This is a genomic window from Streptomyces sp. NPDC002144, from assembly GCF_053593695.1.
On the sequence record NZ_JBSFDB010000007.1, the window covers coordinates 285,981 to 305,902 of the forward strand.

Below are 19,922 nucleotides of genomic sequence, written 5' to 3' on the forward strand. Positions count from 1 at the left end.
ATGAGCACACTGGCCGACCACGGGGGCGAGCTGATCCCCCGCCCCGAGCAGACCCCTGACGCTCTGCGCGCGGCCCTCGCCGTCGTCGCTCCTGCCCGCCTGGAGGAGATGCAGGCCACGAAGGACGAGGCGTTCGCCAAAGCCGTGGAGTGGGAGTCACTGAGCCCCGTGCAGAGCTGGGTCCTCCTTTGGTCCCGCGACATCGAGATTGCCCGCCGTCCCGATCTGGCCGCTCGTTTCGAGCGCGCGCAGAGCACGTTGGAGGACGAGGATCCCGGCGTCGCAAGGGAGGCTCTGAGGGAGTTGACCGCCGTGCTCGACGAAGCCATGAAGGCAGTGCGCGGTTGAGCTGGAAGTGGGAGTACGCCTTCGGAGCGGAGGAGGCCGCCCGCACCGCGCCCGCCGAATTTCTCGCCCAGGTGGAGAGCATGGCGGACGAACTGGTCAGAGCCGCCGAGGCTCTCCACATCCACGGCCGGGCCCACCAACGCCATGACCCAAAGGGCGGCGATGTCACCGTCCCGGGTGGAATGTTCACGTATCAGGTCGTCGTGCGCAGCGAGCGCGTCTACGTCGTCCAGATCACGCACTTGGGGTTCTGAGCCGAGCTCGCGAGCCCCCGACCGCCCCCGTTACCCGGTGTCGCCGGCCGACGTCTCGGACGACCGCGCCCGCTAATGTCCTGCCATGCTCCTCGAACCGCTCTCGCCCAAGGACGGTGCCCTTCCCGCCGAGCTGCTCACCGAACTCGCCGCCCTCTACACCTCCAACCGCGAGTTCCACGCCCTCAGCGGTGACTTTCCCGACCCGGACGACATCCGGCCGGAGCAGGTCGCGGTCGCGCTGGCCGACGAGCTGGTGAATCCGGACGTCGACGTGCTGCTCGCCCGCAGTGAGGGAGTGTTGGTCGGTATCGCCGTCACGCTGGCCCACCACCCCGACCCGGCCGACCCGGACCCGTGGATCGGGCTGCTGATGGTGGACGCCGGGGTCCAACGGCGCGGCTACGGACGGCGGTTGGCGTCGCTCGTCGAGGACCGTTTCCGCGCGGTGGGCCGCACCGCCGTACGGCTCGCCGTTCTCGACGCCAATTCCAAGGGCCTCGCCTTCTGGACCGCCCTCGGTTACGAGGTGATCGGCCATCGGCGGGACCTGCAACACGGCCGTCCCTGCGCCGTGTTGCGCAAGGTGCTGCGCACACCCCGCCGCGCGGCCCGGGTCGCCGTACTCGACCCCGACGGCGCGGTGCTCCTCTTCCGCTACGACAACCCCGAGGTCGGCATCCACTGGGCGCTGCCCGGCGGCGGCCTCGACGGGGACGAGACGCCACGCGAGGGCGCCCTGCGCGAGCTCCGCGAGGAGACGGGCTGGACCGACCTCGAACCGGGCCCCTTCCTCTGCACCTGGGAACACGACTTCACCCGCTTCGACGTGCCCGTCCGCCAGCACGACACCATCTACGTCACCCACGGCCCCCACCGCGACCCCACCGGCCCCCACCTCACCGCGGCCCACGCCCAGGACGGCATCCTGTCCTGGCGCTGGTGGACCCGCCGGGAACTCAAGGAGGAACGCGAGCCGGTATGGCCACCGGGACTGGCCCGACTGCTGGACGGGGTGGATGGGGTGGATGGGATGGACGAGCGGGACGGGGCCTGACCGGCGGGTGTGACGGGCGCCGTTCACGGGTGGGCCGGCTTGCCCTCGCCGTACAGCCACTGCTTCCAGATGGGGGCGAAGTCCTTGTCCGGGGCCGCCTTCTCGACGTACGCCGTGAAGTCCGCCGTGTCCGCGTTGCCGTGGCGGTGGGCGACGGCCCAGCCCTGGATGATGTCGTAGAAGGTGTCGTCGCCGACCGTCTGGCGGATCTTGTGCAGGACCATCGCGCCGCGTTCGTAGACCGGGGCGTCGGAGATGTGGGCGGCGCCGCTCGGCTCGGCGGGCGGGAAGGACCACAGACCGGGGTGGTCGTCCTCGCCGTGGGCGTAGAGCGCGTCGAAGGTCTGCTGGGCGGTGTCGCCGTCGTGGTCCTCGTCCCACAGCCACTCGGCGTAGGTCGCGAAGCCCTCATTCAGCCACATGTCCCGCCAGCTCTTCGGCGTCACGGAGTCGCCGTACCACTGGTGGGCCAGTTCGTGGACGAGCGTGCCGGTGTCGGGGGCGGAGGGGAACACCGGCCGGTTCTGCGTCTCCAGGGCGTAGCCGACGTCCTTCGCGTCGTCGACGATCGCGCCGGTGGAGGAGAAGGGGTACGGGCCGAAGTTGTACTCCTCCCACTCGATGATCTCGGGCAGCTGCGCGAGCACCTCGCGGCTCGCCTTCGCCTGTGTCGGGTCCACGGCGACGTACACGGGCAGCCGGTCCTTGCCGATCGTGGAGCGGCTGATGTCGTAGTGGCCGACGGCGACCGTGGCGAGGTAGCTCGCCATCGGTTCGGGCGTGTGCCAGGTGAAGGTCGTACGGTCCCCGGTGGTCGTCTCGCCGGTCAACTCCCCGTTGGACACGGCCCGCAGACCCTTCGGCACGGTCACCGCGATGTCGTACGCCGCCTTGTCGGACGGGTGGTTGTTGCCGGGGAACCACGCCATCGCGCCCGTCGGCTCGCCGAGGGCCAGGGCGCCGTCCGTGGTGGGCAGCCAGCCCTCCTGGGAGCCGTCGGGGTCGGTGACGGCCTGCGGGGTGCCGGAGTAGCGGACGGTGACGCGGAAGGTCTCCCCGTCGTCCAGGTCGTCGTGCGGGCGGACGGTGAGCTCCTGGCCGGCCCGGTTGAAGCGGGCGCTGCGGCCCTCGACGGTGACCTCCTGGACGTCCAGGCCCTTGAGGTCCAGGTCGAACGCTGAGAGGTTCTGGGTGGCGCGGGCCGTGAGGGTCGCGGTGCCGGTCAGCCGGCCGGCGCCGTGCGGGTCGTAGGCGAGCCGCAGGTCGTAGTGGCCGACGTCGTATCCGCCGTTGCCCGCCTTCGGGAAGTACGGGTCGTGCACACCCGGGACGCCGGGGGTGCCGTGGACCCCGCCCGAGCACGCGGTCAGGGCGAGGGCGAGAGCGAGAAGGGCGCTGGGGACGATACGTACGGATCGGGGCACCCCAGTGATCCTAAGGCGGCGTGACACCATCTCGTACGTGCTCGACATCGGCTACGCCCTCTCCAACCGCTTCCCCGATCCGCCGCAGACGGACTACCGGCGTGCGGACGTCCACGCCCTGCGCCACGACCTGTTCTGCGGGGACGTCTATCTCGCCGACACCGACAAGGACCGGGAACTGTCCACAGCCTGGGGATGGGTGCCGGTGCTGGACTTCGCGTGGGCGCTGTGCGACATCGTCGAGCGGCTCGACCGGGACCCGGCGGGCTCCCGGGCGTCCCGGCCCCAGCACGCCGAGCTGGACTTCACCGAGTCCACCGACCGCATGCTCTTCGAGCGCCGCTTCGGCTGGGTGGACATCGAGGCCGACTGGATGCCGGCCGAGGAACCCCCGCTGACCTTCTCCCACTCCGAACTGCGCCGTGAGGCACGGGACTTCCTGCACGACCTGATCGCCGACCTGGTCGACCTGCACGACGACCTCGGCGAGAACCCGGCGATCTGGACCCTGCAGGCCCGCTTCCCGAGGATCTCCTAGCCGATCGGCAGCAGCTCCTCCGCCGTCGTCTCGTGCGGCAGCCCGCCCAGTGACAGATAGCGGTAGCCCGTGCTCAGCCGGCACGCGTTCAGGCCCAGGCACAGCATCGCGTCGTAGTGCTGGGTGTTGGCGAAGACGTACCGCCCGTCCTCGCCGTCCCCCGGGTCGAGGGGGGTGCCCCGCAGCACGGACTCCAGCGCCTCCCGGTCCACCGGGCCGAAGGCCAGCGGGACGAAGGCCTCCGGATCGGCGCCGACCGGCTCGGCGTGTCCCCCGCCACCGTCGGGATCGTCGTCGGCGACCGGGTTCTCCTCCTCGCCGGTCTCCGTCTCGCCGGTCTCCGTGTCACCGAAATACCCCGGCCACGAGTCGTACTCGTGCCTCAGCCGCCCGTCCTCGTACACCCGCATGACCAGTACGTCCGAGTCGAAGACGTACGCCCCCAGGGCCGGCACCCCCAGCAGCCCGCTCAGCGGGCCCGCCACGTCGAGCGCGTCCGTCTCCGGGTCCGGGTACACGACGGTGTGTCCCGGCCCGACCGGCAGCGCGTACCCCCGGATGCCCGCCCCGCCGAGCAGCGGCACCACCTCGTCACACGGCCGCGCCACCACCACGTTGCCGTAGAAACTGCCCACGTTCAGCCCTCCACCCGAATCCCCATCTGTGCCGCCAGCACCGGCGCCAGATCCATCAGTTGGGACGGACTGATCACCGCCCCCGCCAAGCGCTCCACCCCGGCCGAGATCCCCAGCTCGGCCGCCGCTCTCAGATCGACGTCCTTCAGCTCCACTCCCGTGAGGTCGGCGCCCTTGAGGACGCAGTCCACGAACTCCACGCGCTCGAGCCTGGCACCCCCGAAGTCCGGCTCGACCAGCACGCAGCTCTCGAAGACGACGTCCTTGAGCCGGGCCGCGCGCAGGTTCAGATAGTCGATCTTGCCGCCCCGGACCACCACCCGCTCCAGCACGGCGCCGTGCATCTGCGTCCCGCCGAGGCGCGCGTCGACCACCTCCACGTCCCGCAGCGTCGCCTCCGCGAGGTCCGTCCCCACGCCCCGCAGCCCCGTCAGCACGGAGTCCAGGACGCGCGCGTGATGCAGCCGTGTCTCGTCCACCGCGCACCCGGTCAGCGCGCAGTCCATGAAGCGGGCGCCCCCACCGTCCTGCCCGGCCAGGTCCGCCTCCCGGAACTCCAGTCCGTCGTAGTCCCCGTCCGGCTCCAGCTCCCCCTCCGCGAAGGGCTCCAGCGGGGGCAGCCGGATCTCCGGTCGGCGCGCCCCCTTCACCGCCGTACCGCCGGCCCCGCCGGTGCCACCCGCCGCTCGTCTCACCATGCCCCCATGCTGCACCCCGCCACTGACAACCGCCCTGACCTGCAAGAACCACCCCTCATGTCACATTCCGGGCCCGCGGACCGTCGTAGTCGCAGGAAAACGAGAAGCGTCGCAACGCGAGTCCCCAACGAAGAAGACGCAGAAAGGCGCCCCTTCCCTGACTCCGACCCGAGGGAGAGTCCGAACGATGCACCGCCCCCGAACCACGCACCGCCTCACCGTCATCGGCGGCGGCTTCGCCGGACTGACCGCGGCGATCACCGCCGCCGAGGCGGGCGCCAAGGTGACCGTCCACGAAGCCCATCACACCCTCGGCGGCCGGGCGCGGACCGCCGAGGGGCCGTACCGCACGAACGAGGGGCCGCACGCCCTCTACAGCGGCGGCCCGCACTGGACTTGGCTCAGGCAGCGGGACCTGATCGGCCCGCTCGCCCCGATCCCTCCGCTGGAGGCGGCCCGGCTGCGGCTGCGGCACCACGGCGCACTGCGCCGCACCCCGCCGTTCGCCATGCTCAAGCTGCTGCGCCCGGGGCTCCCGCAGGCGCCCGTCGACGTCGACTTCCTCTCCTGGGCGACCGGGGTCGCGGGTGAGGAGGGCGCGCGAGCCGCCGCGAACTACGCGGCCGTGGCGGTGTTCCACCACGATCCCGGTTCGCTGTCCGCCGCGTTCGTGCAGGAGCGGCTGCGGCGGGCCACCAAGCTGCCGCCCGAGGCGCACTACCCGCGCGGCGGCTGGGCGAGCGTGATCGACCGGATGGCCGCGCGGGCCTGGAACCTCGGGGTGCGGATGGAGACCCTGTCCCGCGTCGACTCCCTGCCGACCGGTGGGCCCGTCGTGGTCGCCACCTCCCTCGACGCCGCCCGGCGCCTGCTCGGCGACGACTCGCTGACCTGGACCGGCGGGCGTACCGCCCTGATCGACCTGGCGGTACGGACGCGGCGCGGGGACGCGTTCGCCGTGTCCGACCTGGACTCGCCCGGCTGGATCGAACGGTTCACGGCCCAGGACCGCTCGCTCGCCCCCGCGGGCGAGCAGCTGATCCAGGGGCAGATTCCCATCGGTCCGCGCGAGGGCCGGGCGGACGGCATCGCCCGCGCCGAGCACCTTCTCGACCTGGCCTTCGAGGGCTGGCGCGGGCGCGTCACCTGGCGGCGCGAGGCGGTGGCGTACGGCCGTACCGGTGCCGTCGACCTGCCCGGCACCAGCTGGCGGGACCGGCCGGCCGTCGACCGCGGCGACGGTGTCTATCTGGCCGGCGACCAGGTCGCCGCCCCCGGCGTGCTCTCGGAGGTGTCCTTCAACAGCGCCCTCACCGCGGTGTCCCTGGCCCTCGGCCACCACCGTCTTGACCTCAAGCGCGCTTGAGGTCGAAGAGTGGGCGCACGAACCAGTGACCGGACCCGCCGACGACCGGAATGCGGCCGGCGACCGGGCCCGCCGCCTCGCGACCGGCCCGCCGACAACCGATGGGGGATTCGCCATGCGCGCCATCCGACTGCACGCCTTCGGCCCCGCCGAGAACCTCACCTACGAGGAGGCCGAGGACCCGGTGCCGGGCCCCGGGCAGGTCCGTGTCGCCGTCGAGGCGGCGGGGGTGCACCTGCTCGACACCGCCCTGCGTGAGGGCGCGCGGGGACCGCTGCCCGCACCGCCCGCCCTTCCCACGATCCCCGGCCGGGAGGTCGCCGGTGTCGTCGAGTCCCTCGGCGAGGGCGTCGCCGAGCTGTGGCTGGGCAGGCGGGTCGTCGCCCACCTGGGGTTCGCGCCGGGCGGCTACGCCGAACTCGCCGTCACCGACGTCGACCGGGTGCACGAGATCCCGGAAAACCTGGACTTCGCCGAGGCCGTCGCGATGATCGGCACGGGTCGTACGGCCATGGGGATCGTGCAGTTCGCCGAGCTGGGCCCGGACGCCGTGGCCGTGATCCCCGCGGCGGCCGGCGGCATCGGCACGCTGCTCGTGCAGTACGCGAAGAACGCCGGCGCCACGGTGATCGGCCTCGCGGGCGGCCCGGAGAAGGCGGCCCGCGCCGAGGCGGGCGGCGCCGATCTCGCCGTCGACTACCGGGACCCGGAGTGGCCCGGGAAGGTTCGGGCCCATCTCGGCGGCCGTTTCGCCACCGTCGTCTTCGACGGCGTGGGGGGCGAGATCGCCCGGGAAGCCGTCGCTCTGCTCGGGCCCGGCGGCAAGCACATCGTCTTCGGCTGGTCCTCCGGGGGCGTCCGCGACGGCTCGCCCTACCTCGTCGAGGGCGTGTCCGAACAGGTCCTCGGCCCGGTCATGACGAAGAACGCCTCCATACGGACCCTCGAACTCCGCGCCCTCGCCGAGGCCGCAGCGGGCCGGCTGACCCCCGCGGTCCAGCGCTTCCCGCTCGCCGACGCGGCGGCCGCGCACCACGCACTGCAGACCCGCCGGACAACCGGAAAGGTGGTACTGGAGCCATGACCAGCCGTAAGCCGCTCCCAGATGCGATACGTCCCGATGCATGGTCTTCTGACCAGGTGGCCGTCACCCGAACAGGCGAACCCGTGGGCGCCGACCCCCGCCGCTGGTGGGGCCTGGTCGTCATCGCGCTCGCGCAGCTCATGGTGGTCCTGGACGCGACCATCGTGAACATCGCGCTGCCGTCCGCGCAGCGCGACCTGGGCATGTCCGACGGCAACAGGCAATGGGTCATCACCGCCTACACGCTCGCCTTCGGCGGCCTCCTCCTGCTCGGCGGCCGGATCGCCGACCTCGTCGGCCGCAAGCGGACCTTCATCATCGGGCTGATCGGCTTCGCCGCCGCCTCCGCGCTCGGCGGCGCCGCCACCGGTTCGGGCATGCTCTTCGGCGCCCGCGCGCTGCAGGGCGCCTTCGCCGCGGTGCTCGCCCCCTCCGCGCTGTCACTGCTGACCACGACCTTCACCGACCCCAAGGAACGCGGCAAGGCCTTCGGCATCTACGGCGCCCTGGCCGGCAGCGGCTCGGCGATCGGGTTCATCGTCGGCGGTCTGCTCACCGAGTACCTGAACTGGCGCTGGTGCCTGTACGTCAACATCCCCATCGCGGCCGTCGCCGTCTTCGGCGCGTTCGCGCTGCTGCACGACCGTCCCGGCCACGCCGGCGCCCGGCTCGACGTGCCGGGTGTGCTGCTGGGCTGCGGCGGGCTGGTCGCGATCGTGTACGGCTTCAGCGAGGCCCAGCCGCGCGGCTGGACCGACCCGTTGGTGCTGACGCTGTTCGCGCTGGGCCTCGTCCTGCTCGTGGCCTTCGTGTGGTGGCAGAACCGGGCACCCATGCCGCTGCTCCCGCTGCACATCGTCAAGGACCGCAACCGCGCGGGCTGCTTCCTGACCATGGGGCTCGCCACGATCGGGATGTTCGGCCTGTTCCTGTTCATGACGTACTACCTGCAGGTCGTGCTCGCCTTCTCACCGGTGAGGACGGGTCTGGCGTTCCTGCCACTGACGGCCGCGATCATCATCGGCTCCACGCAGATCTCCGCGCGGCTGATGAACCACGTCCCGCCGCGCACGCTCATGGTGCCCGGCATGGTCCTCGCCGCGGGCGGCATGCTGCTGCTCACCCGGATGACGGTCGACTCCTCCTACGCCACCGAGATCCTGCCCGCCCTGATCCTCATGGGGCTCGGCATGGGCCTGACCTTCATGCCGGTCTTCGCCACCGCCACCGCGGGTGTCGCCCCGCAGGACTCCGGCGTGACCTCGGCGACCGTCAACACCTCGCAGCAGGTGGGCGGTTCGATCGGTACGGCGCTGCTGAACACCATCGCCACCAGCAGCGGCGCCACCTACGTCGCCGCGCATCTCCACAACCCCGCCCAGCGGGCCCAGGTCGTCAAGGAGGGCGTCGTGCACGGCTACACGATCGCCATCTGGTGGGCCGTCGGCATCATGCTGCTGGCCGGGCTGGTTGCGGGGCTGATGGTGACGGCGAAGGCCCCGAAGCACGGGGCGCGGGCCGAGACGCCGGTGCCGGAACCGGTGGCGTGACGGCGGGGGCACACAAGCGGGGAGGGGCCGCTCGGACCGCGGGCCCCTCCCCTTCCTGTCCCCTTGTCTCAGCCGTTCACCGCGGGGCGTTCACCGCAGGCGCCGTACGTCGATCGCCCAGATCCCGCGGCCGTGCGTGGCCGCGTACAGGCGTCCGTCCGGGCCGGTGCGCAGCTGCATGACCGCCGTGGTCGGCAGGTTGTCGCCGGCCACCCGCCAGCCCTTCGAGCCCGGCGTCCGCACCAGCACCCCGAGGTCCGTGCCCAGGGCGATCGTGCCGCCCTTCAGCAGCGCGACGGAGTTGGCCGGTACGTCCGGCAGGTTCCCGGAGACGTCCTTCCAGGTCGCTCCGCCGTCCCGGGTCTCGAAGAGGTGGCCGACGCCCGCGCCGGGGCCCTCGGTCCACTTCCGCGAGAAGCCGTTGACGGCGAGCAGGACGTGGTCGGAGTTCTTCGGGTCGATCGCCAGACCGGAGAGGTAGCGGTTGGGGACCGTGCCGTCGACGGGCAGGTTCAGCTGGTGCCAGCCGGTGCCGTCGGCGTTGCCCACCGCGATGCCGCGGGTGAAGCCCTGGTTGTTGCAAGGCCCGCACCAGGCGGCGTACACCTTGCCACCGGAGGAGGCGACCGCCGTGGCGGTGTGCCCCGCGCCGAGGTCGTAGGCGTTGATCCACTCGCTGCCGCTGCGGATCGCGTACCCCTTGGTGTTGATCCACACGTGCCGGCCGCCGGCGACCCAGGTGTCCGGGTTCTTGATGTCGGCGTTCAGCGGGGCGATGAAGCGGGCCTCGCTGGTGGCGTTGTCGGGCGGGGCGACCGAGTAGGTCGTCGCCTTCGACGGGTCGGTCACCCAACTGCCGTCGTTGACCGCGCAGTTGTTGGTGACGGACACGGCGAGGTAGACGTACTCCTGGGCGATGTTGCACCCGTTGGCGGGGTCGGTGATCGTGTCGCCGCCGTCGCCGCCGAAGTTGGAGCCCATCACCCGGTCGCCGGGCCGCAGTTGCGACTGCCCGTTGTCCTGGAGCCCGCCGGTGATCGCGAGGCCCTTGCGGGACGGGTCGACGCCGACGCCGACCGAGTAGTACTGCAGGACGTCCATCGTGCCGTCGTTCAGGGACCGCCAGTCGGTGGCGTGACCGGAGGCGTCCGCGCTGCCGTCGAGCGGGCGGCGGAAGGCTCCGCCGTCGTCGCCGACGATGACGTACGGGGCCTTGCCGTCGCTGCCGATCGCGACCGAGTGCTGGTCGGCGTGGACGGTCTGGTGGCAGTCACCGGTCTGCTTGCCCGGGTCGATGGACCAGCAGGGGAAACCGAAGTTCCAGTACGGGCCCGGGACGCTCCAGCTCTTGCCGCCGTCCTTGGTCTCGAAGACCTCCTCCAGACCGGCGTACACATGGTCCGGGTTCTTCGGGTCGACGGTGAGGAACTGGTTGTACCAGGCCTGGATGCCGGGCTGGTATCCGGCGCCGGTGAGCGCCGAACCCGAGTCGCGCAGTTGCTGGTAGGTGGCGATGCGGGTCCAGGGGCCGGTCGGCGAGCCGGACTTGGAGACGAAGATGCCCTCCAGCCCGCTGTCCGGGTTCTCCGCGGTCTGCTCCGGCGACTGGTCGATGGCGTAGTACCGCGACCCGTCCGCGCTGCGCGCGAAGGTCACGTTGCCGACGTCCTCCGCGTTGCTCGGCAGGTCCCCGAGCCCGGTCAGCCGCTGCCAGCTCCCGCCGGACTTCGCGTAGAAGCCGTTGTAGTCGTCGCCGCCGCGCCAGCCGACCGCGAGCACGACCTTGTTCGGGTTCTTCGGATCGACGGCGATGTCACTGGTGATGTTCTTGTACGGGGCGCCTGGATCGCTCGCCTTGGCGTGACCCGGCAGATAGTCCGGGTTGGGGGCGAACTCCAGCTTCCAGTGGCCCTTGAGCGTCCTGGTGCTGTGGCTCCACACGCCCTCGGTGGTCGCCGCCCACACCTTGTCCCCGGCGAACCGCAGCGCGTTGATCGACTTCGACTCCAGCTCGTCACCGCCGACCCGGTCCCGCTGGCCGAATCGCCCGTGCCGGGGGTCGTCCAGGACGTAGACGCCGGTGCCCAGGAAGGAGGTCGCGCTGGTGTTGGCCTCACCGGTGGCGTACCAGAGCCGTCCCCGGCCGTCCAGCTCCAGGTCTCCGGTGGACAGGGCGGGCAGCCCGTCGGAGATGTTCGTCCAGTGACCGCCGCCCGAACGCGACCGGAAGACACCGCCGTTGGCCGACCCGGCGTACACATACCCGTGGTTGTCGGCCGCGAGCCCGGTCACCCGCCCGGTCACCTTCCCGGCCCCGCCACTGGAGTTGGAGTTGATGTCCCGGTAGCGCGGATCGTCGGAGTCGTAGGGCAGCCGGGTCAGATCGCTCCAACTGCCCTTGGTGTGCGGCAGATCCGCCAGAGCGCCGTACGCCGCCCCGTACGCCCCCGGCGCCACGATCCCCGGCGAGGTGCGCGCCTCCGCGTACTGGTCGGCCTGCTCGGCCTCCTCCTGCGCCTCACCCCCGTCATCGTCGTCCTTGGCCTCCGCGAAAGCCGACAGGCCCTTCTGCTGCTGATGCAGAAGGGCCTGCTGCCGCAGTTCCCGGACCCCGAACGGCACCCCGCCACCCGACGACGCCTGGGCCTGCGTGACCGTCAGCCCCAGCGCCGCGGACGTCGCGAGCACCGCCCATACCCGTCTTCTTCGCCAGCCGATGGCCGCCATGAAAATGCCCTCCCCTGGGAGCGTGGCGTACATGTCACAAAGCTGTGGACCAGCTTTGGGGAGAAGAGAGGTGCGGGAGGTGGTGGAGACGGCAATGAGACGGCAAAAACAAGCCATTTGGCGTACTGGACGGTTTACCGACGGCCCGTCAGTGCCGACCCGCCACCCGGTCCGCGAGGCGGGCCAGTTTTGAGGAGTCGGGGGTGTGGGTGGTCAGTTCGCGGCGGTCGGCGGCTCGGTAGGTGGCGTACATGCCGTGGACGCCCAGCCAGCGGAAGGGCTCGGGTTCCCATTTGCGGACCTTGTGGCCGACCCAGGGCAGTTCGGTGAGGTCGGTCCGGCCGGCCTGGCCGGAGTCCAACTGGACCAGGTCGCGCAGGGTGCGGGCGGCGAGGTTGGTGGTGGCGACGCCCGAGCCGACGTAACCGCCCGCCCAGCCGAGGCCCGTCGAGCGGTCCAGGGTGACCGTCGCGCACCAGTCCCGCGGTACGCCGAGGACACCGGACCAGGCGTGCTCGATCCGCACACCGGCGAGGGAGGGGAAGAAGCCGACGAGGATGTCGCGCAGCGCCTCGATCGTCGTCTCCTGGGTGCGGCCGTCGTTGTCGGTGCGGGATCCGAAGCGGTACGGCGCCCCGCGACCGCCCAGCGCGATCCGGCCGTCGGCGGTGCGCTGCGCGTACATGTAGGCGTGCGCCATGTCGCCGAGCGTCTCGCGCCCCGCCCAGCCCACGGTCTCCCACTGCTCCTCGGTCAGCGGCCGGGTCGCGATCATCGAGGAGTTCATCGGCAGCCAGGTGCGCCGCTGCCCCTTGAGGTTCGCGGTGAAGCCCTCGGTGCAGCGCAGGACATAGGGCGCGCGCACGGTGCCGTACGGCGTGACCGCGTGCCGGGGGCGGATCTCCGTCACCGGCGTCGACTCGTGAATGGTGACACCGAGCGCCTCGACGGCCGCCGCGAGCCCCTTCACCAGCTTCACCGGATGCAGCCGCGCCCCGTGCGGGGTCCAGGTCGAACCGACGGCCCCCGCGACGCGGATCCGCTCGGCGGTCTCCTCGGCGCCGTACAGCTCACGGTCCTTCTCGCCGTACGACAACTCGTGCGCGTGGAAGTCCCTCAGCCGCGCCAACTGCGCGGGCGTACGCGCCACTTCGAGGACACCGCCCTTGTGCAGATCGGCGTCGATGCCCTCTTCCCCGGCGACCCGGACGACCTCGTCGACGGTGTCGTTCATGGCCTTCTGCAGGCGTACGGCGGCCTCGTGCCCGTGCAGCTTCGCGTACCGGTCGCGGCCCGCGATCCCGTTGTAGAGCCAGCCGCCGTTGCGCCCCGAGGCGCCGTAACCGCAGAACCTCTGCTCCAGGACGGTGATCCGCAGGAAGGGCGCCGCCTTCTTCAGGTAGTACGCGGTCCACAGTCCCGTGTATCCGCCGCCGACGATCACGACATCCGCCGACGCGTCAGCGGACAGCGGCCCGCGCAGCGCCGGAAGACCGTCGTCCGCGTACCAGAAGGAGATTCCACCGTTGACGACATCGCTTGCCGTAGGGCTCATGACCAGGACGTTAGCCCCTGAGAGCAGCCCATGTCTCCTTCGGATTCAGTGGTTCTCCGCGCCCTCTGGTGAGCGGATAACAGGCAAGCCCGATCAGCACGGAGGTGAAGTGGCCGAGGTCGGTGAAGGTCGGTGTGGAGGCCAGCGGAAGCCCGTAGACGACGAACACGACGGCCAGATATCCGTACCGCCACGGCACCGCGATCCGGTACGCGAGCACCGCGACCACCCCCGCCAGCGCGTAACTCACCCCGATGTCCAGGGTGTCGGCCGCCGACTGCGGCGCCATCCCGTCCCGGATCGCCCGCAGCAGCGCGCCCTCGCTGATCAGCGTCGCCAGCACATGCGCCGCCACGCACACCATCAGCCAGCGCGCCGTCCCCAGCCAGCGCTCGGCCTGCGCGTGGAAGACCGTGTAGAGGACCACGTACGGCAGCCAGTGCCCGCTGTCGATCCACATCGCGCTCTGCAGCAGCACCCGCCCCGGGTCGTTCGACAGCTCATGGATGTTGGTGGACCGCTGCCGCAGGAAGTCCTGCTCGAACTCCGGCGACATATGGTGCAGCGCGACGGTCGTCACGAAGAGAATGCTCAGCCAGACATACGTGCCGGGGGCGCTGCAGACGTACCTCCACACCCTGTAGCCGAGGCCCCGGTCGATTCGCATGAGGCGATTCACGCATGTGACTAACCTCGGGCGGGTGATCGACATTCCGGACGGACTGATCGCCCAGTACGAGCGGTACGGCGGGGAGGCGGGGCGTGCCTTCGTCGCGGGGCTGCCGGAGCGGGCCGAGCGGTTCCTGGAGCACTGGGGGCTGCAGCTGGACGGGCCGTCGATGTACGGGCGGTGCGCGCTGGTGCTGCCCGTGCTGCGGACCGACGGCACCCGGGCCGTGCTCAAGCTCCAGGACGTCGACGAGGAGACCGTCGGGGAGCCGGTCGCGCTGCGCGCCTGGGACGGCGACGGGGCCGCCCGGCTGCTGGAGTGCGACGGCTCGACGGGCACGCTGCTGCTGGAACGGCTCGACGCGGGGCGCCTGCTGAACGACCTGGCGGACACCCGCGCGGCGACCCTGGTGGTCGCCGGGCTGCTGGCCCGGCTGACGGCCGTCCCGGCCCCGGCCGCCCTGCGCCGCCTCGGCGACCTCGCGCCCCGGCTCCTTGACCGCGCCTCGGCGGTCCTGCCCCGGGTGCCCGACCCGGCCGAGCGGCGGCTGCTCGCGGACTGCGCGGCGGCGGTGCGCGAGGTCGCGGGCGAGCCCGGCGACCGGCTCCTGCACTGGGACCTGCACTTCGAGAACGTCCTCGGCGCCGACCGCGCCCCCTGGCTGGCCATCGACCCCAAGCCCCTCGCCGGCGACCCCGGCTTCGACCTCTTCCCGGCCCTGTGGAACCGCTTCGACGCGGACGAGGTGCGCTGGCGCTTCGACGCCATGACGGCCACCCTGTCCCTGGACCGCCCCCGGGCCCGCGCCTGGACCCTGGCCCGGGTCCTGCAGAACTCGGTCTGGCAACTGGAGGAGTCCCGCACCCCACTCCCCGAGCACCTGACCATCGCCCGCCGCCTGCGGGATCACCCCGCATAGTCGGAGCCCTCCATCCGCGCGCCCCCGCGAGTTAGCCTCGCCGCATGATCCGTGCCGCGACGCCCACCGACGTACCCGTCATCCGCGAGCTCATCCAGGAACTGGCCATCTACGAGAAGGTCCCCCACGAGGCCAGGGCCACCGATGCCCAGCTCCATGACGCCCTCTTCGGCGAGCGGCCCGCCGCGTACGCCCACATGGCCGTCGACGACACCACCGGCGACCCCGTCGGCTTCGCCCTGTGGTTCCTGAACTTCTCCACCTGGCGCGGAGTCCACGGCATCTACCTGGAGGACCTCTACGTCCGCCCCACCGCCCGCGGCACCGGCCACGGCAAGGCCCTCCTCGCCGAACTCGCCCGCATCTGCGTCGAACGCGGCTACCAGCGCCTGGAGTGGGCCGTCCTCAACTGGAACATCCCGTCCATCGGCTTCTACGAAGCCCTCGGCGCCCGCCGCCAGGACGAGTGGTCGGTCTACCGCCTGACGGACGACGCCCTCACGGCACTCGGCACGGCCCCCGACCCGAAGAAGCCCAGGCCGGAGTAGGTCCCGCCCGAGCCTTCACGGCGCCCCCTGTCGGATTCGAACCGACGACCTACGCATTACAAGTTGTCCGATCTTGGTCCGGGGGCGTCCGTGGATGTCCGGGAAGAAGGCGTCATGCCTGCCCGATCGGGTCCCCGGGGCGGGCGTCCCCACCGGCATGGCGGCGTCCTCACGTTCAAGAAGCCGGACAGCTGGCACATCCACCAGCAGTGTGCCGTAGACGTCCGCGTACAAGGCGAAGTCGTCCGTCACAGAACAGCCGCAGCACCACCAGCCTGATCAACACTGGCCAGCCCCCGACAGCGACATCAGCCAGCGTCCGGCTGTAGCGACTGTGCACCCGCGCCGACCTGTGACCGCAGTCCGGACACGCCACCCTCAACTCGCAGGTACGGGCCGCCACATGCACTGTGCCGGCCTCCGCCCAGACCCGCTCCACCCGCACCGCTTTCAGGTGCGGAGCCACCACTCGCCGACGTCCCGCCACCCGTGACGGAGCGTCACCGGCGCACTGTGGCACACCCCCGCTTCACGAAAACCTTGCCAGGGCCACGTTCGCTTGTACGCCGACATTCCCCTCTGCACACTCCTGCGTTCGCCCTTGAAAAGAATGAGGAGCCCCCTGGAAGCGCGACCGAGCACTTCTTCCTGGCGCTGTCGCCCGCAGGTTGAAGCGTGCAGTCGCGGCGGGAGCGATCCAGCCGATCCAGGCCGGACTCGGTTATGGGCCGTCCCGGCGGGACGGCCGCGGGTGGTCGCTGTAGACCACCCGCGGCAGCCTGGATCAGCCGATCGTCTGCACCGTGGCCCAGTTGCCCGTGCCGATGACGGCCACGGGGGCGGCGTGCGTCGTACGGCCGCCGGGATAGAAGCGGACCCCTCCGTCGGCCATGAAGGCCCAGAAGTCGGGGATCTTGTCCATGTTCACGTCCCCGCCACCGACGAACAGCTTGACGCTGCTGCGGTTCCAGCCGCTGCTGCCGTACACGTCGTCGAGGCCGTTGGCCGAATCCGCGGCGGAGGCGATGGACGAGAGGTCGACTCCGCCTGCCGCGGCCTTGACACCGGTGCGTAGCAGCAGCCGTCCGCTGACGTCAGTGCGGTAGAGCAGGTCGGCCACGCCGTCACCGCTGATGTCGCGCACCATCACGATGTCCCGGTCGGCCCAGGCGCTGGAGGCAAGCCGGGTCGCCGTCTGGTAGGAGGCGCCGTTGTAGCCGGTGAAGGCCCAGAGTTCGCCGTTGGTGAGGACGAACAGGTCGGGTTTGGAGTCGTTGCCGACGACGTCGCCCGCGGCGGTGATCTGTGTGTAGGCGGCCGGGTCGGGAGCGTTGGAGGGCAGGGCGATCTGCTGGCGCTTGTCGGTGTCGACTGCGCCGTAGCCGTCTCCTGGATACAGCCATAGTTTGCCCTCCCGGCGAACGATCAGATCCTCGATGCCGTCGCCGGGGTAGGCGTCGCCGAGATGGGTGATCAGGGCGCCCTTCCAGTCGCCGTCCGGGGCGGCGACGTATGCGGGGTCGTCGGGATCGTCGGGATCCCGGTCGGGGTTGGCGCGGTAGGCCGCGGGCATGGACGCGTAGAGGTCGCCCGTGCCCTTGGTCAGGTCGGTGGTGGCTTCGGACGGGAACAGCCGCAGGTTGCTGTCGCCGTTGACGGCGAAGACGTCGGGGAGCTTGTCCCCGGTGAAGTCACCGGCGGCGTCGGCCGTGTCCTTGGGTTCGACGTAGAAGAAGTACTTTGCGGGCTGTGACGGATTGCCGGCGCTGTCGAGGGCGCGCACGTAGAGGACGTTGGGGCCGGCCTGTGGCGGTTTGACGTCCGTGGCGGTGACCGTCAGCGAGTCGGTCGTCTTGCGGTCCTTGTGCAGGTCGTAGGAGCCGTTGAACCCGTATTCGAAGCGGACGGCGTCACTGGAGCTCTTGAATGTAAAGGTGCCGCCGGTGCCGAACTTCTTCTCGCTCCACTGGTTGTCGCCGCTGTCGTCGGTGTCGCCGTCGTTGTTGGCATCAGCCTTGGGGAAGTCCGTCGAGCCGACCGTAGGTGAGCTCGGCGGCTTGCTGTCATACGTGAACCGGCACGGGACGGTGCCCTTGGGGGCGTTGGTGGAGGCCGTTCCTCGTTTGTCGATGGCGCGGGCCTGCCATGAGTAGGTCTTGCCGTTGAGGAACTTCCCCGACGAGACCTCGTCGGTGTGCACCCGTGCTTTGGAGCCGCCTTCCGCGCCGACCGGGACGTCGACGCTGGCCACCATGTGGTCGGAGTCGCCCGTGGGCCACACATCGAAGTGGATCTTGGAGAGGTTGCCGTCCGGATCACTGGCGCTGGCCCAGAAGGCGACCGCGGTCTTGCCGACATTGACGTACTTGCCGTCCTTGTCCGCCGTCGTGTCGCAGTAGAGCTCGGGGTCCATGTCCAGATTGGTGGGTTCCTTGGGCGGACGGTTGTAGTCGAGGTCGACGTACGGGCTGTTCGATCCGTCGGCCTGGAATTTCTTCCAAGCGAACTGGTCGCTCTCGTAGCGCGCCCGCAGGCCCAGAGTGAGGGTGTCCCAGCCTCCGTCCACCGCCAATTTGGCGGCGTCCTTGACGTCGAAGGTCACGTAGTCGTCGGGGCAGCGGGAGGATCGGTAGCCGTGGGCCGTGTCCTTCGAGTCGAGCCTCTCGTGCCAGGCGGGCTGGTTGGACCATGTGGTGTCATCGCTGATGGCTCCGGTCCGGTACACGTCGACGGTGCGGCCGTCGCACGACCAGGAGTAGGTCTCCAGGGCGTACAGGGTCGCGCTGTAGACCTTGGCGCCCTTCAGCTTCGCATCCCAGTCGATCGTGAAGAAGGACCGGGATGTGCCCCAGGTGTCCGACTCGTAGCCGACGCGTGCCTCGTGGGTGCCGGAATTGAAGCCCTTGCCGTTGTAGAAATTCGCCTTGGGGTAGTTGTCGTAGGCGGTGGTCCAGTCGTTGGTGTGCTTCTTGACAGAGGGGTCGATGAACACGGGGTAGACCGTGTCGTCGCCGGTCAGCAGCTGCTGGTTCGGAATAAGGGTCCAGACACCCCCGTCGAGTGAGGCGCCGACCAGCTTGCCGTGGGAGGTGGGCTGGGGGCCGTTGAGACCGGGCAGGTCGAGCGTGGCCGCCGACCCGCTGTGGGAGGGGGCGGGGGACGATTCGGCGGGTACCGAAGGTGAAGGGCTGCTCGGGGCCGAGGACAGCGCGGGGTCGGGTGCCTCGTCCGTGGCCGGAGGACGGCTCTCGGGCGAGGGGTCCCGCTCGTCGTTGCTCGCCGGGGGCGGGGTCGGCGACTCCGTTCCCGCTTCGGACGGCGAGGCGGTGTCCGATGGCTCCTCATCTGAGGCTTCCTCGGTCGGCGACTGGTTGGCGGTCGGCTCCGGGGGAGCGTCGTCCGAGCCGACCGCGCCGTCGGTGACCGCGGGGCGGCCCGCAGAGTCCCACATCAGCGGTGTCGGGGAGACGGTGACGACTTTGCCCGCATCGTCCTCGCCGCGGACGATACGAGAGTTGGGGTCGAGACGGAACGTCAGGTCGGGCGAGGAGAGGCCGTATGCGATGCGGGCGAGGCGGGGATCTGCGGCCGCTTGCCGGTTCTTGACAACCAGCAGCTGGGCAAAGCCCAGGTCGTCGGCTGTCAGGACCAGGTCGACGCCCGGGATGATCTCGGGGTACAAGGCGCGCGGGCCGTCGATGATCGGCTCGGGCACGTCACCGGGCCAGGTGAGAACGACGTCGTGGCCGCCGGTCGTCAGGGTGACCAGGGGATTTCCTGACACCTCGTCCACCTGAGTGGCGCTCAGCATCGGGCGCTGGACGCGGGATCGCGAGGCCCGGCCCTGACTGTCGCCCGGGCTTCCTGCGGAGAAGACCACGCGCGCGTTGGTGGCCTTCGGTGCCCAACCGCCCTTCACACGGGCCAGGGTGGTGTCGATGTCCCGCCATGTGCCGCCCGCTTTCGCGCGGATCGGGCTGGAGTGGATGCGCTCGTGCAGTTTCCCGTCGGGCGTGGCCCAGGTGGTGGTGTACGCCGTCCGCAGTGCCGTGGCCTCGACGTGCTTGCCGGTCTTCACCGCCCGCGCCATGGCGCCGGCTTCCCCCACCGGCCGGGCCGCAGCGCCGGCACGGGTGCGTGGGGCATCCATGCCGCCGCCGGGCTGAGTGCCCGTCAGGCTCATGTACGCCAAGCCACCTACGAGCACGGCACTTACCGCCGCGACAGCGGTGGCGCGGCGCCCTGGTCTCCGGCGCCATCTCCCCGACATGAAGAACTCCCCCCTCTGCGCGGGCCGTTCCGGTGTCTCCGGCGACGGGCAGCGCTCACGCATGGGAGCAGATGATGACCTACGCGCCCGCGGACGTCACGAGTGGTCTTCCGATGGGCGACTCGTGCGAAGCGGTCAACCGCGTGGATTTGTGCTGTGAGTCTGCCGTGTGGGCGCATTTGTCATGTGACGATCAACACTTGCCGTCATGGGATCTGGCAATCCTCCTCAGGACTCCCACAGAATCCTCGCAACCTGATCGACTTGTTTTCGTGGTGC

At 70.7% G+C, this 19,922-nt stretch carries 17 protein-coding genes and 1 tRNA gene; 9 read left to right on the top strand and 9 right to left on the bottom strand.

Going from position 1 to position 19,922, the window contains the following annotated elements:
• The 3 genes from ACWCQ1_RS13695 to ACWCQ1_RS13705 all read left to right on the top strand — a co-directional run bounded on the left by ACWCQ1_RS13695 (nucleotide 1) and on the right by ACWCQ1_RS13705 (nucleotide 1,659).
• Nucleotides 1–348, top strand: coding sequence for a hypothetical protein (locus ACWCQ1_RS13695; RefSeq protein ID WP_451026522.1), 348 nt, complete (start codon nucleotides 1–3; stop codon nucleotides 346–348).
• Nucleotides 345–602: a hypothetical protein gene (locus ACWCQ1_RS13700; RefSeq protein WP_451026523.1), complete on the top strand. Its 258-nt coding sequence runs from the start codon at nucleotides 345–347 to the stop codon at nucleotides 600–602. Before ACWCQ1_RS13695 ends, ACWCQ1_RS13700 begins: the two co-directional genes overlap by 4 nt.
• Before the next feature lie 85 nt (nucleotides 603–687).
• Entirely contained in the window at nucleotides 688–1,659 is a 972-nt protein-coding gene (locus ACWCQ1_RS13705; RefSeq protein ID WP_451026524.1) for a GNAT family N-acetyltransferase, read from the top strand.
• 23 nt (nucleotides 1,660–1,682) lie between these two features.
• Here ACWCQ1_RS13705 and ACWCQ1_RS13710 read toward each other — a convergent pair whose 3' ends face one another.
• Complete coding sequence (locus tag ACWCQ1_RS13710) at nucleotides 1,683–3,083, bottom strand: M1 family metallopeptidase (RefSeq protein WP_451026525.1); 1,401 nt, start codon at nucleotides 3,081–3,083, stop codon at nucleotides 1,683–1,685.
• Nucleotides 3,084–3,120: 37 nt separating this feature from the next.
• On the opposite strand from ACWCQ1_RS13710, the gene ACWCQ1_RS13715 reads away from it, so the two are divergent.
• A complete protein-coding gene (locus tag ACWCQ1_RS13715) occupies nucleotides 3,121–3,621 on the top strand; it encodes a hypothetical protein (RefSeq protein WP_133045684.1) in 501 nt (166 codons plus the stop codon).
• Here ACWCQ1_RS13715 and ACWCQ1_RS13720 read toward each other — a convergent pair.
• Nucleotides 3,618–4,256 carry a hypothetical protein gene (locus ACWCQ1_RS13720; protein ID WP_133045685.1) on the bottom strand — a complete coding sequence of 213 codons (639 nt, stop codon included), beginning with the start codon at nucleotides 4,254–4,256 and terminating at the stop codon, nucleotides 3,618–3,620. The two genes, ACWCQ1_RS13715 and ACWCQ1_RS13720, sit on opposite strands and share 4 nt — an antisense overlap.
• Nucleotides 4,257–4,258: 2 nt before the next feature.
• Nucleotides 4,259–4,954 (bottom strand): pentapeptide repeat-containing protein, encoded by a 696-nt coding sequence (locus tag ACWCQ1_RS13725; RefSeq protein ID WP_133045686.1) that lies wholly within the window; start codon nucleotides 4,952–4,954, stop codon nucleotides 4,259–4,261.
• Between the two features lie 187 nt (nucleotides 4,955–5,141).
• Here ACWCQ1_RS13725 and ACWCQ1_RS13730 point away from each other — a divergent pair, with 187 nt between their 5' ends.
• The 3 genes from ACWCQ1_RS13730 to ACWCQ1_RS13740 all read left to right on the top strand — a co-directional run bounded on the left by ACWCQ1_RS13730 (nucleotide 5,142) and on the right by ACWCQ1_RS13740 (nucleotide 8,954).
• Nucleotides 5,142–6,320 (top strand): NAD(P)-binding protein, encoded by a 1,179-nt coding sequence (locus ACWCQ1_RS13730; RefSeq protein ID WP_358592268.1) that lies wholly within the window; start codon nucleotides 5,142–5,144, stop codon nucleotides 6,318–6,320.
• A gap of 115 nt (nucleotides 6,321–6,435) precedes the next feature.
• On the top strand, nucleotides 6,436–7,404 hold the full coding sequence (locus tag ACWCQ1_RS13735) for a zinc-binding dehydrogenase (RefSeq protein ID WP_451026526.1): 969 nt from the start codon (nucleotides 6,436–6,438) through the stop codon (nucleotides 7,402–7,404).
• A gap of 56 nt (nucleotides 7,405–7,460) precedes the next feature.
• Complete coding sequence (locus ACWCQ1_RS13740; RefSeq protein ID WP_358592264.1) at nucleotides 7,461–8,954, top strand: MFS transporter; 1,494 nt, start codon at nucleotides 7,461–7,463, stop codon at nucleotides 8,952–8,954.
• Nucleotides 8,955–9,044: 90 nt separating this feature from the next.
• On the opposite strand, the gene ACWCQ1_RS13745 is transcribed toward ACWCQ1_RS13740, so the two are convergent.
• From ACWCQ1_RS13745 to ACWCQ1_RS13755, 3 genes are all read right to left on the bottom strand, one after another.
• Entirely contained in the window at nucleotides 9,045–11,714 is a 2,670-nt protein-coding gene (locus ACWCQ1_RS13745; RefSeq protein WP_451026527.1) for a glycosyl hydrolase, read from the bottom strand.
• Between the two features lie 115 nt (nucleotides 11,715–11,829).
• Complete coding sequence (locus ACWCQ1_RS13750; protein WP_451026528.1) at nucleotides 11,830–13,236, bottom strand: NAD(P)/FAD-dependent oxidoreductase; 1,407 nt, start codon at nucleotides 13,234–13,236, stop codon at nucleotides 11,830–11,832.
• 10 nt (nucleotides 13,237–13,246) lie between these two features.
• Nucleotides 13,247–13,903: a rhomboid-like protein gene (locus ACWCQ1_RS13755; protein WP_207929859.1), complete on the bottom strand. Its 657-nt coding sequence runs from the start codon at nucleotides 13,901–13,903 to the stop codon at nucleotides 13,247–13,249.
• Between ACWCQ1_RS13755 and ACWCQ1_RS13760 the strand changes: the two genes are divergently transcribed.
• Nucleotides 13,902–14,825, top strand: a complete 924-nt coding sequence (locus ACWCQ1_RS13760; RefSeq protein ID WP_451026529.1) for an aminoglycoside phosphotransferase family protein — start codon at nucleotides 13,902–13,904, stop codon at nucleotides 14,823–14,825. The genes ACWCQ1_RS13755 and ACWCQ1_RS13760 overlap by 2 nt on opposite strands.
• 44 nt (nucleotides 14,826–14,869) lie before the next feature.
• Nucleotides 14,870–15,373 carry an N-acetyltransferase family protein gene (locus ACWCQ1_RS13765; protein ID WP_451026530.1) on the top strand — a complete coding sequence of 168 codons (504 nt, stop codon included), beginning with the start codon at nucleotides 14,870–14,872 and terminating at the stop codon, nucleotides 15,371–15,373.
• Nucleotides 15,374–15,394: 21 nt separating this feature from the next.
• Here ACWCQ1_RS13765 and ACWCQ1_RS13770 read toward each other — a convergent pair.
• From ACWCQ1_RS13770 to ACWCQ1_RS13780, 3 genes are all read right to left on the bottom strand, one after another.
• Nucleotides 15,395–15,459 (bottom strand) — tRNA-Thr (locus ACWCQ1_RS13770).
• Between the two features lie 89 nt (nucleotides 15,460–15,548).
• Nucleotides 15,549–15,893, bottom strand: coding sequence for a transposase family protein (locus ACWCQ1_RS13775; RefSeq protein WP_451026531.1), 345 nt, complete (start codon nucleotides 15,891–15,893; stop codon nucleotides 15,549–15,551).
• A 264-nt stretch (nucleotides 15,894–16,157) separates the two neighbouring features.
• A complete protein-coding gene (locus ACWCQ1_RS13780; RefSeq protein ID WP_451026532.1) occupies nucleotides 16,158–19,556 on the bottom strand; it encodes a DNRLRE domain-containing protein in 3,399 nt (1,132 codons plus the stop codon).
• Between the last annotated feature and the right edge of the window lie 366 nt (nucleotides 19,557–19,922).

Bases quoted from the DNA above. Each gene is read 5' to 3' on its own strand.
- ACWCQ1_RS13695 (WP_451026522.1), top strand. From the start codon at position 1: ATGAGCACACTGGCCGACCACGGGGGCGAGCTGATCCCCCGCCCCGAG.
- ACWCQ1_RS13705 (WP_451026524.1), top strand. From the start codon at position 688: ATGCTCCTCGAACCGCTCTCGCCCAAGGACGGTGCCCTTCCCGCCGAG.
- ACWCQ1_RS13725 (WP_133045686.1), bottom strand. From the start codon at position 4,954: ATGGTGAGACGAGCGGCGGGTGGCACCGGCGGGGCCGGCGGTACGGCG.
- ACWCQ1_RS13730 (WP_358592268.1), top strand. From the start codon at position 5,142: ATGCACCGCCCCCGAACCACGCACCGCCTCACCGTCATCGGCGGCGGC.
- ACWCQ1_RS13735 (WP_451026526.1), top strand. From the start codon at position 6,436: ATGCGCGCCATCCGACTGCACGCCTTCGGCCCCGCCGAGAACCTCACC.
- ACWCQ1_RS13745 (WP_451026527.1), bottom strand. From the start codon at position 11,714: ATGTACGCCACGCTCCCAGGGGAGGGCATTTTCATGGCGGCCATCGGC.
- ACWCQ1_RS13750 (WP_451026528.1), bottom strand. From the start codon at position 13,236: ATGAGCCCTACGGCAAGCGATGTCGTCAACGGTGGAATCTCCTTCTGG.
- ACWCQ1_RS13760 (WP_451026529.1), top strand. From the start codon at position 13,902: ATGAGGCGATTCACGCATGTGACTAACCTCGGGCGGGTGATCGACATT.
- ACWCQ1_RS13755 (WP_207929859.1), bottom strand. From the start codon at position 13,903: ATGCGAATCGACCGGGGCCTCGGCTACAGGGTGTGGAGGTACGTCTGC.
- ACWCQ1_RS13765 (WP_451026530.1), top strand. From the start codon at position 14,870: ATGATCCGTGCCGCGACGCCCACCGACGTACCCGTCATCCGCGAGCTC.
- ACWCQ1_RS13780 (WP_451026532.1), bottom strand. From the start codon at position 19,556: ATGAGCCTGACGGGCACTCAGCCCGGCGGCGGCATGGATGCCCCACGC.